General features: G+C 62.3%; 10 protein-coding genes. 7 read left to right on the plus strand and 3 right to left on the minus strand.

Annotated features, from left to right (window positions below; genetic code table 11):
- Nucleotides 1-6: 6 nt before the first annotated feature.
- The 4 genes from E5221_RS08990 (at nt 7) to E5221_RS09005 (ending at nt 4,222) form a co-directional block, all read left to right on the plus strand.
- Nucleotides 7-2,382, plus strand: a complete 2,376-nt coding sequence (locus tag E5221_RS08990) for an RND family transporter (protein WP_024086538.1) — start codon at nt 7-9, stop codon at nt 2,380-2,382.
- Nucleotides 2,383-2,533: 151 nt separating this feature from the next.
- Nucleotides 2,534-2,824, plus strand: a complete 291-nt coding sequence (locus E5221_RS08995; protein ID WP_013971631.1) for a DUF5629 family protein — start codon at nt 2,534-2,536, stop codon at nt 2,822-2,824.
- Complete coding sequence (locus E5221_RS09000; protein ID WP_247847157.1) at nt 2,790-3,920, plus strand: lactonase family protein; 1,131 nt, start codon at nt 2,790-2,792, stop codon at nt 3,918-3,920. Before E5221_RS08995 ends, E5221_RS09000 begins: the two co-directional genes overlap by 35 nt.
- A gap of 122 nt (nt 3,921-4,042) precedes the next feature.
- The gene (locus tag E5221_RS09005; RefSeq protein WP_039614541.1) at nt 4,043-4,222 is read left to right on the plus strand and encodes a hypothetical protein; all 180 of its coding nucleotides are present in this window, start codon (nt 4,043-4,045) and stop codon (nt 4,220-4,222) included.
- A gap of 146 nt (nt 4,223-4,368) precedes the next feature.
- On the opposite strand, the gene E5221_RS09010 is transcribed toward E5221_RS09005, so the two are convergent.
- From E5221_RS09010 to E5221_RS09020, 3 genes are read right to left on the minus strand one after another with little or no spacing between them, the layout of a single operon-like run.
- Nucleotides 4,369-4,962: a glutathione S-transferase gene (locus E5221_RS09010; protein WP_247847159.1), complete on the minus strand. Its 594-nt coding sequence runs from the start codon at nt 4,960-4,962 to the stop codon at nt 4,369-4,371.
- Nucleotides 4,959-8,603 carry an AAA family ATPase gene (locus tag E5221_RS09015; RefSeq protein WP_247847160.1) on the minus strand — a complete coding sequence of 1,215 codons (3,645 nt, stop codon included), beginning with the start codon at nt 8,601-8,603 and terminating at the stop codon, nt 4,959-4,961. Before E5221_RS09015 ends, E5221_RS09010 begins: the two co-directional genes overlap by 4 nt.
- Nucleotides 8,600-9,838, minus strand: coding sequence for an exonuclease SbcCD subunit D C-terminal domain-containing protein (locus tag E5221_RS09020; protein ID WP_247847162.1), 1,239 nt, complete (start codon nt 9,836-9,838; stop codon nt 8,600-8,602). Before E5221_RS09020 ends, E5221_RS09015 begins: the two co-directional genes overlap by 4 nt.
- Nucleotides 9,839-10,248: 410 nt before the next feature.
- On the opposite strand from E5221_RS09020, the gene tssI reads away from it, so the two are divergent.
- The 3 genes from tssI (at nt 10,249) to E5221_RS09035 (ending at nt 13,916) form a co-directional block, all read left to right on the plus strand.
- Nucleotides 10,249-12,084 carry a type VI secretion system tip protein TssI/VgrG gene (tssI, locus tag E5221_RS09025; RefSeq protein WP_182328533.1) on the plus strand — a complete coding sequence of 612 codons (1,836 nt, stop codon included), beginning with the start codon at nt 10,249-10,251 and terminating at the stop codon, nt 12,082-12,084.
- Between the two features lie 21 nt (nt 12,085-12,105).
- Nucleotides 12,106-12,699, plus strand: coding sequence for a DcrB-related protein (locus E5221_RS09030; RefSeq protein ID WP_061552322.1), 594 nt, complete (start codon nt 12,106-12,108; stop codon nt 12,697-12,699).
- Between the two features lie 233 nt (nt 12,700-12,932).
- Nucleotides 12,933-13,916, plus strand: coding sequence for a PAAR domain-containing protein (locus E5221_RS09035; protein ID WP_348984759.1), 984 nt, complete (start codon nt 12,933-12,935; stop codon nt 13,914-13,916).
- Nucleotides 13,917-13,922: the final 6 nt, after the last annotated feature.

The raw sequence follows: 13,922 nt of genomic DNA on the forward strand, positions 1-13,922 counted from the left end.
ATCACCATGCACCCGCATCACCAGGACAAGGCCACGTTGCTCGAACGCCTGATCTTCAACAATCGCCCCGTGGTCATCGCCCTGTGCGTGCTGGTCAGCATCTTCCTGTTCTGGCAGGCCACGCAGATTCGCCCGTCCACCAGCTTCGAGAAGATGATCCCGCTGCAGCACCCGTTCATCGAGCAGATGATGGAGCACCGCAACGACCTGGCCAACCTCGGCAACACCGTGCGCATTTCGGTGGAGGCCGTGAATGGCGACATCTTCGACAAGGACTACATGGAGACCCTGCGGCAGATCCATGACGAAGTGTTCTACATCCCTGGCGTCGACCGTGCCGGGCTGAAGTCGCTGTGGAGCCCCAGCGTGCGCTGGAGCGAGGTCACCGAGGAAGGCTTCTCGGGTGGCGAGGTGATCCCCAACACCTACAACGGCTCGCAGGACAGCCTCGACACCCTGCGCGACAACGTGCTCAAGTCTGGCCAGGTGGGGCGACTGGTGGGCAACAACTTCAAGTCCAGCATCGTCGATGTGCCACTGCTGGAGAGCTACCCCGACCCGCAGGACCCAGGCAAGCAGGTGAAGCTGGACTACCAGCAGTTCTCGCACCAGCTTGAAGAAAAGATCCGTGACAAGTTCCAGGCGCAGAACCCCAACGTGAAGGTGCACATCGTCGGCTTCGCCAAGAAGGTCGGCGACCTGATCGACGGCCTGGTGATGGTGGCGATGTTCTTCGGCGTCGCCCTGGCCATCACCTGGGTGCTGCTGTACTGGTTCACCTGGTGCATCCGCAGCACCATCGCCGTGCTCATCACTACCCTGGTGGCAGTGGTCTGGCAGTTGGGCCTGATGCATGCAGTGGGCTTTGGCCTGGACCCGTACTCGATGCTGGTGCCGTTCCTGATCTTCGCCATCGGCATTTCCCACGGGGTGCAGAAGATCAACGGTATCGCCCTGCAGTCGAGTGACGCCGACAACGCCCTGACCGCCGCCCGGCGCACCTTCCGCCAGCTGTTCCTGCCGGGGATGATCGCCATCCTCGCCGACGCCGTGGGCTTCATCACCCTGCTGATTATCGACATCGGCGTGATTCGTGAACTGGCCATCGGTGCTTCCATCGGTGTGGCGGTGATCGTGTTCACCAACCTCATCCTGCTGCCGGTAGCGATCTCGTACGTCGGCATCAGCAAGAAGGCCGTCGAGCGCAGCAAGCAGGACGCCACACGCGAGCACCCGTTCTGGCGCCTGTTGTCGAACTTCGCCAGTGCCAAGGTGGCGCCGGTGTCGGTGGCCCTGGCGCTGGTCGCCTTCGCCGGTGGCCTGTGGTACAGCCAGAACCTGAAGATCGGCGACCTCGACCAGGGCGCGCCGGAGCTGCGCCCGGACTCGCGCTACAACCAGGACAACAACTTCATCATCAGTAACTACTCGACCAGTTCCGATGTGCTGGTGATCATGGTCAAGACCCCGCCGGAAAGCTGCTCGATCCACTCGACCATGGCGCCGATCGACGAGCTGATGTGGACCATGCAGAACACCCCGGGCGTGCAGTCGGCTATTTCCCTCGTGACCGTGTCCAAGCAGGTGATCAAGGGCATGAACGAGGGCAGCCTGAAATGGGAAACCCTGTCGCGCAACCCGGACATCCTCAACAACTCCATCGCCCGCGCCGACGGCTTGTACAACGGCGACTGCTCGCTGGCGCCGGTGCTGGTGTTCCTCAACGACCACAAGGCCGAAACCCTGGAGCGGGTCACTGCCGTGGCCAAGGCGTTTGCCGACAGCCACAACAAGGAAGGCCTGCAGTTCCTGTTGGCGGCGGGCAATGCCGGGATCGAAGCGGCGACCAACGAGGTGATCAAGTCGGCCGAACTGACCATCCTGATCCTGGTGTACATCTGCGTGGCGGTGATGTGCCTGATTACCTTCCGCTCGTTCGCCGCCACCCTGTGCATCGTCCTGCCGCTGGTGCTGACCTCGGTGCTGGGCAACGCGCTGATGGCCTACATGGGCATCGGGGTCAAGGTGGCGACCTTGCCGGTGGTGGCGCTGGGTGTGGGCATTGGCGTGGACTATGGCATCTACATCTACAGCCGGCTGGAAAGCTTCCTGCGCGCCGGTTTGCCGTTGCAGGAGGCGTATTACGAGACCCTGCGCTCGACCGGCAAGGCAGTGCTGTTCACCGGCTTGTGCCTGGCCATCGGCGTGTGCACCTGGATTTTCTCGGCGATCAAGTTCCAGGCGGACATGGGGCTGATGCTGACCTTCATGCTGCTGTGGAACATGTTCGGTGCGCTGTGGCTGCTGCCGGCGCTGGCAAGGTTCCTGATCAAGCCTGAGAAGATGGTGGGCAAGGAGGGGGGCTCCATTTTCGCTCATTGAATTGCCGGGGGCCGCTTTGCGGCCCATTCGCAGCACAAGGCTGCTCCTACAGAAGGTTCGCGGTCCCCCTGTAGGAGCAGCCTTGTGCTGCGAATGGGCTGCAAGGCAGCCCCAAGGCTATAATGCCAACTCATTTCAGATTGGTACCCCCATGTCCCCCCTCGCCACCGCCCTGCAGTCCTGCGACATGCTCCTGATCGACGGCCTGCACGCCTTCGACTTCACCTCCGATGAATCCGGCCTCACCATCGAATGCATGGACGGCCGCCAGCTCCGCCGCTGGACCTTCACCCCCGAGCAGATCACAGCTGCCATCGCCGTGGGTGACGAGTGGCAACTCGACGATGCCGACGGCGCGCATCGGCTAGTCTGTATGAGTGCCTTTCGCGCCCCGGATGATGACGAAGATGAATCGGATCTGGACGAGCCTGCTGACCGCTAGCCTGATGAGCCTGACCATCCATGCCCACGCCGCCACCTTGCTGGTGGGCAGTTACACCGATGGCGCCAGCCAGGGCATCTACCGCTACGGGTTCGACGAAAAGACCGGTCATATCGACCCGTCGCCGCAGCAGGTGGTGGAGAGTGTCAGCCCTTCATGGCTGGTGCTGTCGGCCGATCAACGCCAGCTCTTTGCGGTCAACGAAACGCCGAAGGGCGGGGTCAGCAGTTTCGCCGTCAGTGCAAAAGGCGAGATCAAGCTGCTCAACCAGGTGCCCAGCCAAGGTGACGAGCCTACCCACGCCAGCCTCAGCCAGGACCAGCGTTATCTGTTCGTCGCCAACTACGCGGTCAAGCCCGATCCCGGCGGCAGCCTGGTGGTAGTCCCGGTGGCCAAGGACGGCAAGCTCAAGCCGGTGGTGCAACAGGCCCGGCACAAGGCGAGCGGGGTCAACCCCGAGCGCCAGGCTAGCGCCCATGTGCATTCGCTGGTGCTGTCACCGGACGGCCGCCACCTGTATGCCAGCGACCTGGGTGCCGACAAGGTGTACATCTACCGCTACGACGGTGCCAGCGCAGACCACCCGTTGACGCCGGCGATCCCCGCGTCGGTGGACCTGCCGCCGGGCAGCGGGCCGCGCCACCTGTTGTTCGACGCCAAGGGTCGGCACGCCTACCTGACCCTGGAAATGAGTGCCGAAGTGGTGATGTTCGACGTGCAGGAGGGCAACCTGGTCGAACGCCAGCGCCTGCCCCTGACCGAGAGCAAGGAAGCTGCGGCGAAAGCGGCAGGTGGCTTGCACCTGTCGGCAGACGGGCGCTTTCTGTATGTGAGCAACCGAGGCACGGCCAACGAGATCGTGGTGTTCAGCGTGGGCAAGCAGGATGGCCAGCTGACGTTCCTGCAGCGCCGTTCAGTGGAGGGGGATCATCCCCGCGAGTTCGCCCTCGACCCGAGTGACAACTTCCTGCTGGTGGCCAACCAGAAGAGCAACCAGATCGTGGTGATACGCCGCGATCCGCGCAGCGGCAAGCTGTTGGAGACGGTGCAGACGCTGAAGCAGGATGCGCCATCGGACCTGAAGTTCATCGAGTGATATCGATCGGCGTGATAGTCGATACTGGCGCAATGAATTTTTGCCTGCGGCTTCGGCGGCGTAAGTTTGACCCAAGGCCCAAACGGGCCAACGTCAAACCACCGCCGTCGAGGTCAGCCCAGATGAACTTCAATCTCTTCCCGGTCATTGCCGCATCCGCCATTTCCGCTTCGGTCGTATTGCCAGCGCATGCCCATGCCGACAGCAGCGGCAAGGCGTCCGCTACCCATAGCTACACCGAACAGTACCTGCGCCAGAGTGCCAATTTCCATGCGGCATTGAGTGGCAAGCACACCCATTGAAGCTGACTCGGTCCCTGTAGGAGCGGCCTTGTGTCGCGAAAGGGCCGCAGAGCGGCCCCGGCAATTTCTGCTGTGACGCAAAAACCTGGGGCCGCTGCGCGCCCCTATCGCGACACAAGGCCGCTCCTACAAGGGATCGCGTGAAGCTACCTGGCCATGACTGACCTGAACAGCTCCGAAGCCAGCCACCCCTCCAGCCAGCTCCGCACCCGCGGATAAGCCGCCTCGGCGAACCACTGCGGTTCGACCCCGGCAAACTGGCGCATCAGGGGCAGCAACGCGGCATCGGCAATGCTCGGGTGCGTGGCCAGCAAGTAGGGCCTGCCTGCCAGCAGGCCTTCGAGCTCCGCCAGCCAGGCCTCGGCCTGCTGGCGGTAATGCTCGCGGGTATGCTCGGGGTAGCGCTCGGCATACTTGTACAGGTTCACCTGCGCCTTGAACGTGCTGTCGTTGCGCGCAATCAGTGTTTCAGCCTGCTGCGCCGCCACAGGGTCGGCCTGCAGCCGCCAGTCCTGGGGGTCGTTTTGCGCCAGCGCCCAGCGCATGATGTCCAGGCTTTCTTCGAGCACCCCGGCACCGGTATCCAGTACCGGCACCGTGCCCTTGGGTGACAAGGCCAGCAGTTCTGCCGGCTTGTTCTTCATCGCTACCTCGCGAATCTCCACCTCGCACCCCGCATAGCGCAGGGCCAGGCGCGCGCGCATGGCCCAGGGGCAGCGGCGGAACGAGTAGAGGATCACCCGCACACCTCCACGTCACTCAGGCCATTGCCTTGGCGGCGCACCTGGATCTGCACCGGGATGCGTTCGTGCATTTCCTGCACGTGGGAAATCACCGCCACCTTGCGGCCCTGGGCCTGCAAGCCGTCGAGTGCATCCATTGCCAGTTGCAGCGACTCGGGGTCGAGGCTGCCGAAGCCTTCATCGATGAACAGCGATTCGATGCGCAGCGTGCTGGAGGCCATCGAGGCCAGGCCCAGGGCCAGGGCCAGCGACACCAGGAAGGTTTCCCCGCCAGACAGCGAGTGCACCGAACGCAATTCGTCACCCATCTCGGTGTCCAGCACCAGCAGGCCGAGGGCGCTGCCGCCGCGCTTGAGGCGGTAGCGGCGGGCCAACTGGCGCAGCTGGGCGTTGGCGTGGTGCAGCAGCAGGTCGAGGTTGTAGCCCTGGGCGATCTTGCGGAACACATCGCCCGAGGCCGAGCCGATCAGTGCGTTCAGGCGAGCCCAGCGTTGCCACTGCTGGTGGGCCTGTTCGATTTCCGCCGCCAGCGCCTGGTGCGCCTGTTGGCGACGCTGGTCATCGGCCTGCTGTGCACGCAGTTCGGCGCATTGCTGCTCATGGCCGGCCAGGCGTTCGCGCAGTTCGCTCAGGGCCTGTTCCAGGGCGTCGGCCGAGGTGTCCACAGTCATTTGCGCGGCATGTTGCTGCAGGCGTTGTTCACGTTCCTGCAGCAGCACGCGGCCCTGTTCGATGGCCTTTTCGGCGCCTTGCAGGCGCTGGCGCAGTTCATTTACCTGCGCGTCCTCCATGGCCAGCAGGCGATCCAGGCCGGCGTCGTCCAGTTCCGGGTGTTCTGCGCGCCACTGGGCGATCTGGCCCTGCAACTGCTGGCACTCGGCGTCCAGCGCCTGCTGCTGCTGGGTGTTGGCCTTGAGTTCGCTGGCCAGTTGCACGCCTTGGGTACGCAAGTCCTGCAGGCGCTGGGCAGTGTCGGCATCGAGGGCGCGGGCCTGCTCCAGCGCGGCGTCCATATGCAGTTGCCAGGCTTCGGCGCTGGCGTGCCCGCCAAGCAGTTCGCCAAGCGAAGCCTGGGCCTGTTGGCGCTGCTCGTCGAGGGCGGCAAGTTTCTGCTGCAGCTGCTGCTGGGTCTGCACGCGTGCCTGCTGCTGGTCGCGCAGCTTGTCCAGCTGGGCCTGGCGGGCTTGCTGTTCTTCCTGCTCGTCCTTGCGCTGCTCCAGTTGCTGCAGGCGTTGGGCGATCTGCTGGTCCAGGGCGAGGAAGGCATTGGCCGGGTCGTCGTTCAAGGCCTTGAGGGCCTCTTCGGGCAATACGCCGGCAAGGTCCTCAAGGCCTTGCTGCAACTGCTGCTCGTCGCTGGCCAGGGCCTGGTGCTGTTGCTCCAGGTGGCGCTGGGCCTGCTGTTGCGCCTGCTGGGCGGCCTGCAATTGCTGGTTGAGACGGGCTGCATCTTTTTGCAGGGCGAGCAGGGCGCTCTGGCGTTTCTCGTCCTGGCCGATTTCTTCGTCCAGGCGCCGCAGCTGGCTGTCGAGCCAGGCACTGCGGGCATTGTCGTCCTGCGGGGCCAGGGCCGGCCACAGGCTGTGCGCCTGCACCTGGGCCACCAGCGGTTGTAGCTGTTCGCCCAGTTGCTGCTGTTGCTGCTGGTAATCCTTGAGCTGGGCGTTGACCACGCCCAGCTGGGTGCGCAGCTCCACCAGCTTGCTGTTGAGGGTTTCGACCTGCTTCTGCGCCGCGTCTTCCTCGGCCTGATCATGGCGACCCAGGCTTTGCAGCAGCGCTTCAGGCTGGTGGAACGGGTGCTCGGCGCTGCCGCACACCGGGCAGGGTTCGCCGTCGCGCAACTGGCCGCGCAACTCTTCGACGCTGGTGTTGCGTGCCAGGCGCTGGCGTTCCAGCAACTGGCGGGTGAGGTTGAGCGCTTGCTCGGCGGCTTCCAGCTCGGCCTTGGCGGCGGTGCCTTCGGTAATCAGTTGCTGGCGCTGCTGCATGGCCTGCTGCTGACGCACGCGCACGGCCTCCAGCTGCTGGCGCAGTTCCAGTTCACGGCCATGCAGGCGTGACAGTTCTTCCACGGCGCGCTGCTGCTTGCGGTTGTCCTGCAGCATGCCACCCAGCAGGTCGATCTGTTCTGCCAGGGCCTGGGGTTCGGCCTTGGCTTCGCGGAACAGCAGCTCGAAGGCATCGCGCTCGGCCTGCAAGTGCGCATTGGCCTGACTGGCCTGGGCCTGTAGGCCGGGCAGCTCTTCACGGCCTTTGGCCAGGCGGCCACCGATCAGCATCACTTGCTTCAGTTGCGGCAGGTAGGCGTGCCAGGCATTGGCCAGGCCCGCCAGGTGCTGGCTGTCGGCGAGCGCGGTGTCGATCTGCGCCAGTTGCTGCAGGCTGCGCTGCTGGTTGTCTTCCAGCTGCTGCAGGTGCTGCTGGCCTTCGGCGACCTGCTGCTCGGCCTGCTGGCTGGCACTGCGCTGTGCTGCCAGCTCCTGGTCCAGGCGGGCCAGGTTGTCCTGGGCGGCAAAGGCCTGGCGCAGGCGAGGGGCGTTCTCGCTGTGTTGGGCCTGGCTATCGGCAAGCGCCTGACGCGCGGCGCCCAGTGCCTGTTCGAGCTCGCTGGTGCGCACTTGCAGCTCGGCTTGCTGCTGCTGTTGTTCGGCGATCTTCGCTACCAGCGGTGCCAGTTGCGCGGTCAGTGTCTGCTGGCGGTGGAACTGGTGACGCTGCGGGGCCAGGCGCTCCAGGCGCACCAGGTCCAGGCGCTGGTCAGCCAGTTGTTGCCAGCCCTGCTCGGCGGCCTGCAGCGCGGTGCCGGCTTCGGCGTGCTGGGCCTGCAACTGGCGCTGCTCGTTCAGCCAGTTGCGTTGCTGTTCCAGCTGGCGCTCGCCGGCCTGGTCGGCCTTGAACTGCTGTTGCGCCTGTTCCAGGCGCTGGTCGAGCTCGGCGCGGGCTTCGGCGGCCATCGGCAGCAGGTGGCTGGCACGGTCCTTCAGGGCATTGTGGGCCTCGCCGGCTTCGCGTGCCTTGCTGAAGGCCCGCTGGCCCAGGCGGGTGTAGATGGCGGTGTTGGTGAGCTTTTCCAGCAGCTCGCTGCGTTCTTTGTCGTCGGCCTTGAGGAAGGCGCCGAATTCGCTCTGGGCCAGCATCACCGCGCGGGTGAACTGTTCGAAGTTCAGGCCCAGGCGGGCTTCGACCAGTTGCTTGTATTCGTTCTTGCCGCTGCCCAGCACCTGCTCGCTGTCCAGGTCATAGAAGCTCTGGCGGCTGTGCTGCAGCTTGCCGTTGGCCTTGTCGCGGGCGCGGTTGGCTTCCCAGCGGGCGCGGTAGCGGCGGCCATCGATGCCGACGAAATCGACTTCGGCAAAGCCGCTGCCGGTGCCGCGGCGCAGCAGGTTGCGCGGGTCGGAGGTAGGGATCTCGCCGTCTGCATCCGGCACCTTGGCCTCGCGGCCAATGTCGTTCAGCCGTGGCACGGTGCCGAACAACGCCAGGCACAGGGCGTCGAGCAGGGTACTCTTGCCCGCCCCGGTAGGCCCGGTGATGGCGAACAGGCCGGCGCTGGCCAGCGGTTCGGCGGTGAAATCGATATCGACCGGGCCGGCCAGGGATGCCAGGTTCTTCAGGCGGATGGCGAGAATCTTCATGGCTGTTCCTCTTCCTGCTGCACGTCCTGCAACAGCAGGGCGAAGTCGGCCAGCGCCTGTTCGTCGGCGGGGTTGCCATAGGCCTGCTCCCAGGCGCGGCTGAACAGGTCCTGCGGGGTCATCTGGGCCAGTTCGACAAAGGCCATGTCATCGTCTTCGGCATTGTTGCGGCCGGCGTATTCGGCGCTGATGCGGATCAAGCGCACGGCCTTGCCTTGCAGTGCGGTTTCGATCTGCTGGCGCAGGTCGGGTTGCGGCTCATCCAGTATCACCCGCACCTCCAGCCAGGGCTGGCGGTTGGGGTCTTCGAGCAGGTCGATCACTGGCAGCTCGGCCAACTGTTCCAGTAGTTCGCCCAGTGGTGCCGGGCCGACCCGTTGCAGGGCTACGGCGCGCGGTACCGGGCGTGGTTCGACGCTGACCAGGCCAGTGCCGTCCAGCTCCACTTCCAGCACTTGGTGCGGGTAGTTGATTTCGGCGAACGACAGCGGGATCGGCGAGCCGCTGTAGCGGATGCGTTCTTCGCGGTTGACCTTCTGCGGCTTGTGCAGGTGGCCCAGGGCGACGTAGCTGATGGCCTTGTCGAACAGCTTGGCCGGCAGCGCCTCGGCGTTGCCGATGATCAGGCTGCGCTCGGAGTCCTCCGACACCGCGCCACCGGCCATGTGCGCGTGGCTGATGGCGATCAGCGCCTGGTCCTTCTTGCGCTTCTTTTGCGCGGCGGCGATCAGCTGCTGGTGCACCTGGGTTATGCCTTGCAGGTAGTCGTCACCCAGTTGCGGGCCGGTCACTTCGGCCGGGCGCAGGAAGGGCAGGGCCAGGCACCAGGCGGCGACCTTGCCGCGGCCGTTGGTCAGCGGAATCAGCAGGCGCTCGGCGTCCAGCTGGCCCTCGTCCAGCCAATGCACACGGCCCAGGGCATGGGTGCGCAGGCGGCGCATCAGCGCCGCGGGCAGCTCGATGCGCGAGCCGGAGTCGTGGTTGCCGGCGATCATCACGATGTCCAGCTTCGGCTGTTGCTCGTGGGCCTGGACGATGAAGTCGTAGAGACGTTCCTGGGCTTTGACCGGCGGGTTGACCGTGTCGAAGATATCCCCGGCGATCAGCAGCGCATCCGGCTGGCGCAGGCGCAGCTGGCCGAGCAGCCAGTCGAGGAAGCAGGCGTGTTCGAAGTCGCGTTCCTGGCCGTGCAGGCTTTGGCCCAGGTGCCAGTCGGAGGTATGAAACAGACGCATGGATGACCTGTTGGTGTCGAGTCGAGCAAGCGGGGGCTTGGCGTGAATGATGGGCTTCGCGGAGCCGGGTATGGTAACCCAAGGCAGTACGGCAGGGCAGTTGCTGCCCGCAGGTAAGTGCGAGTGCCGGTTATTTTGTAACTCCCTGATTCTGCGGGGCCCTGTGGGAGCGGGTTCACCCTCGACCAAGGGCAAAGCCCTTGCCAGGCGCATATTTTGCCGCAAAGTGGCGCCGTTGCTGAGTTAGCGTTCCATCTCGACGATGGGTACTTGCGTGCTGTGTAGGAAAGCGAGAAATCACCCGGTTTCTCGGTCCTACAAACGCACATTTCCCTCAACATATCGTTCATTGTTAGCCCCTCGATCATTGCCCTAACCTCCGAGCGCTTCGAGCATTCAAGGACAATGCAATGATCATGGACTTGGCCGAGCGCCTTACGCCGCAGCATCGCCGACTGTTCAAGTTTCATCATTTGGCTGACCCCGACCAGCCTCTGCTGCTGGAATGTTTCAAGGGCGCCGAAGGCCTTTCGCAGCCGTTCGCCTACGAGCTGCTGTTGATCTGCGACGGGCCGCACCTAGCGCTCAAGTCGATGATCGGCCAGCAGGTGAGCATCGAGATCGAACTGGCCGATGCCGCGCCGCGCTTCATCAACGGCTACCTCACCCGCTTTGCCAGTCTGGGTAGCGATGGCGCCCTGGACCGCTACAGTGCGATCCTGAGCCCTTGGCTGACGATGCTCACTCACCGCACCGACACGCGCATCTTCCAGAACTGCACGGTCGCAGAGGTGCTCGCTGACGTTTTCGCCCTGTATCCACGCTACGTTGCCTATGCGCTGCGCTTGAGTCGTGTGCACAAGCGCTACACCTACATCACCCAATACCGCGAAAGCGACCTCAACTTCGTCCAGCGCCTGCTGGATGAAGCAGGGCTGTTTTACTTCTTCGAGCACAGTGCTGAAGCCCACACGCTGATCATCTGCGACGACTCCACCTTGCTCGACGTGCTCCCCGAGCAAGCGCAAATCCGCTTCCACAGCGCCTCGGTCACCGAAACCGCCGACTCGATCACCCAGTGGTGCGGTCATCGCCAGTTGCAGGCCGGCAGCATGGCCGCGCAGACCTTCGACTACCGCCAACCGCGCAACCGCCTGCCGGTGGCCATGCGCAGCCTGAACGAGCAGGGCGCCGTGCAGCGCTTCGAGGTCTACGACCCCGGCCAGTACACGCACAGCACATATGACGAAGGCGAGGCGTTGTTACGGCGACGCATCGAAGCACTGGAACTGCGCGGCAAGCAGTTCGAAGGCGCCAGTAACTGCCGCGCCATGAAGCCCGGATACGCCTTCGAGCTGCTGCAGCACTACGCCCACGACCAGGGTGCCGTCGAAGACCGCCAGTTCCTGCTGATGAGCGTGGAAAGCGAAGGCCACAACAATTACCTTACCGGCCAGCAGGCCAGCTACTTCAACACCTTCAGCTGCGTGCGCAAGAAGATCCCGTTCCGCCCGCAACTAAGCACGCCCAAGCCGACCATCGCCGGCCCGCAGACCGCGATCATCGTCGGCCCACCGGGTGAGGAGATCTTCACCGACGAACTGGGCCGGGTGAAGATCCAGTTCCACTGGGACCGTAATGGCAAGTACAACGACCACAGTTCGTGCTGGGTGCGCGTCGCCCAATCCGGTGCCAGCGGCGGCTTCGGCAGCATCCAGATCCCGCGTGTGGGCGACGAAGTGGTCGTGGTGTTCCTCGACGGAAACCCCGACCGCCCGCTGATCATGGGCAGCCTGTACAACAGCACCAACACCCCGCCATGGTCGCTGCCGGCGAACAAGACCCAGAGTGGTTTCCTGACCCGCTCTACTAAAGGTAAAGGGTCGAACGCGAACTTCTTCCGTTTCGAAGACAAGGCTGGTGCTGAGCAGATCATCATGCACGCCGAGCGCAATCTGGATACTGAGGTTGAGGCAGATGACAGTCTCAAGGTGGGCGGGAATAGAACTATCACTGTCGAGGGCAGACATTCCGAAACCATTAAGCTGGAAACCAGTATTGCGGTGGAGGAGGGCTCGTATTTTGTGACGGTGGACCAGGGTGAGGTAAAAATAAAAGCGGCAAAGTCAATCACCTTGGAGGTGGGAAAAAGCACGCTTGTAATGAACTCGGATGGCACGATTACACTGTCAGGCATCTCCGTGGACGTTGCAGGCAGCAAAATAATCAATTTGAACAAGTCTTGATTAGCGACAAGGAAAAGTCCCATGCGTAGAAACATCTACGATCGATTATCTGAACGGCGTGAACGCGAAGAGCGCCTTGAGCGTGAGCGTCTAGAAGAGGAGGCTCGCAATGCAGAGCCCCCTCCACCAGAGCGTTTTCTTACAAATGAGTTGAGTTTCATTCGTCCAGAGAATTTAAAAGACAAGACATTTCACGTCTTTACTCTGACGGACATCGGACCTAGCCCGTTCTCGTTCGTCGTGGGGCGTTCGCCGGTGGAGCCGGATACGGACTTGGAGACGCTTGCGCAACAACTGCTTGGTGAGTTGAAAAAGACGTTGTCCCATGTTCAGTGGATCGAACTGGTTTCCCCGGTAGAGGTAGCTGGATTAGAGGCCCGACGTGTCGAGTTCCGTTGGCGACAACAAGGCCAACCGGTTCATCAAGTACAGCTAATTTTTCTGCATCAGGATGAGTACAAGCGGCCTTTGCTCATGCAAATTACCGGTACGAGCAACAGTCCCAAAGGCATGACGGCGGAGGAGCGTAGTGCTTTCGATAGGTTGGTTGAAAGTCTTCAACTGCGCTATCTGCCTGTGAACGAGGGGGATGCTGAACAGGCCGAATCAGCATGACTGCGGCTGCTGCGAGACTAGATGATCCAATCGAGCACTCCAGCGCTTTAGGTGGATTGCTTGCTGGCTTAGCAATTGGTGCAGGCGCGGTACTCATAGGTATTGCCGTTATCGGGACCGGCGGGCTTGGGGCTGTAGCGCTAGCCGCGATGGTTGGAGCGGGAGCAGCCACTGGCGCTGGAATCGGTCAACTGATTGGTAGCCTATCTTTCGCTTGTAGTGAAACAGGGTAAATACGATCAGGCTCAAGTAACGTTTATATAAATGGGAAGCCTGCTGCGAGGGCTCATCTGGATAATGCCGAGTGTTCGGATCATCCAGGGGGACCTAAGATATTGGCCCAGGGTAGTGACTCGGTTTATATCAATGGTCAGCCTGCGGCTCGAGTCGGTGACCGGACAGTTTGTGATGCAAAAATAAGTGCTGGCTCCCCTAATGTGTGTATAGGAGGGGGAACAGCGACGACTGATGCAATTGACCCGGAAGTTCCTGTTTGGCTTGAGCGTGCGGTGATGGCGTTGGGGCTGGCTAGTGCTTTTGTACTGGCAAGTCCAGTGTTGGTGATGGCGGGGTTGGCTGGTGGTATTGCGGGCGGAATGGCTGGGCATTGGGCTGGCGGTGAGCTATTTGGTGAAGGTTCTGATGGCCAGAAACTGATGGCATTTGGTGGGGCTTTGCTTGGAGGGGGTATTGGCGCAAAGGGTGGCAAAGCCTTTGATGCCCGTTACGAAATTAAAGTGCAAGGTTTTGGTTCTAACCTTGGAAACGTTAAGGCAGTGCCGAAGAAAGTACCCGTGGATAGCCCTGATGCTAGTCCGCCATTGCGGGGGGCGGATGGTAGGTTTGTTAAGACCAGTGAGAACCCTGTTCAGTATAATCGAAAATCCCAATATCCAAGTGGTTATCGTGCGGGTGTTAAAGATAAGGTCTTGGATGCTAATACTATCCAAGATGGACCAGATGCAGGGAAAATTCTTACAGCTGATATGGATGTTGTCCATAGGAACGATCCCCGAATCACAATTGAACACAACAAGCCAGTCGTTGAACACTGGAACGGACAAGGCTATAATTCTAATCGCGCTGCACGGAATGATTTTTACAATGAAGTAGATAATATGAGTATTCGATTGCGTTCTGCTAACAGTTCCGGTGGCGCTAAAATGGCTGCGGATGGCGTGAGGTATAGGCAGGACGTAGGGCCTGATTATGAATGAGGTTGG

Origin of the sequence: Pseudomonas sp. A2 (assembly GCF_023100865.1) — a bacterium.
Taxonomy (GTDB): Bacteria; Pseudomonadota; Gammaproteobacteria; order Pseudomonadales; family Pseudomonadaceae; genus Aquipseudomonas; species Aquipseudomonas asiatica.

Excerpts from the sequence above, each read along its gene's own strand:
- E5221_RS08990 (WP_024086538.1), top strand. The coding sequence starts at position 7 with ATGCACCCGCATCACCAGGACAAGGCCACGTTGCTCGAACGCCTGATC.
- E5221_RS08995 (WP_013971631.1), top strand. The coding sequence starts at position 2,534 with ATGTCCCCCCTCGCCACCGCCCTGCAGTCCTGCGACATGCTCCTGATC.
- E5221_RS09000 (WP_247847157.1), top strand. The coding sequence starts at position 2,790 with ATGAATCGGATCTGGACGAGCCTGCTGACCGCTAGCCTGATGAGCCTG.
- E5221_RS09005 (WP_039614541.1), top strand. The coding sequence starts at position 4,043 with ATGAACTTCAATCTCTTCCCGGTCATTGCCGCATCCGCCATTTCCGCT.
- E5221_RS09015 (WP_247847160.1), bottom strand. The coding sequence starts at position 8,603 with ATGAAGATTCTCGCCATCCGCCTGAAGAACCTGGCATCCCTGGCCGGC.
- E5221_RS09020 (WP_247847162.1), bottom strand. The coding sequence starts at position 9,838 with ATGCGTCTGTTTCATACCTCCGACTGGCACCTGGGCCAAAGCCTGCAC.
- tssI (WP_182328533.1), top strand. The coding sequence starts at position 10,249 with ATGATCATGGACTTGGCCGAGCGCCTTACGCCGCAGCATCGCCGACTG.
- E5221_RS09030 (WP_061552322.1), top strand. The coding sequence starts at position 12,106 with ATGCGTAGAAACATCTACGATCGATTATCTGAACGGCGTGAACGCGAA.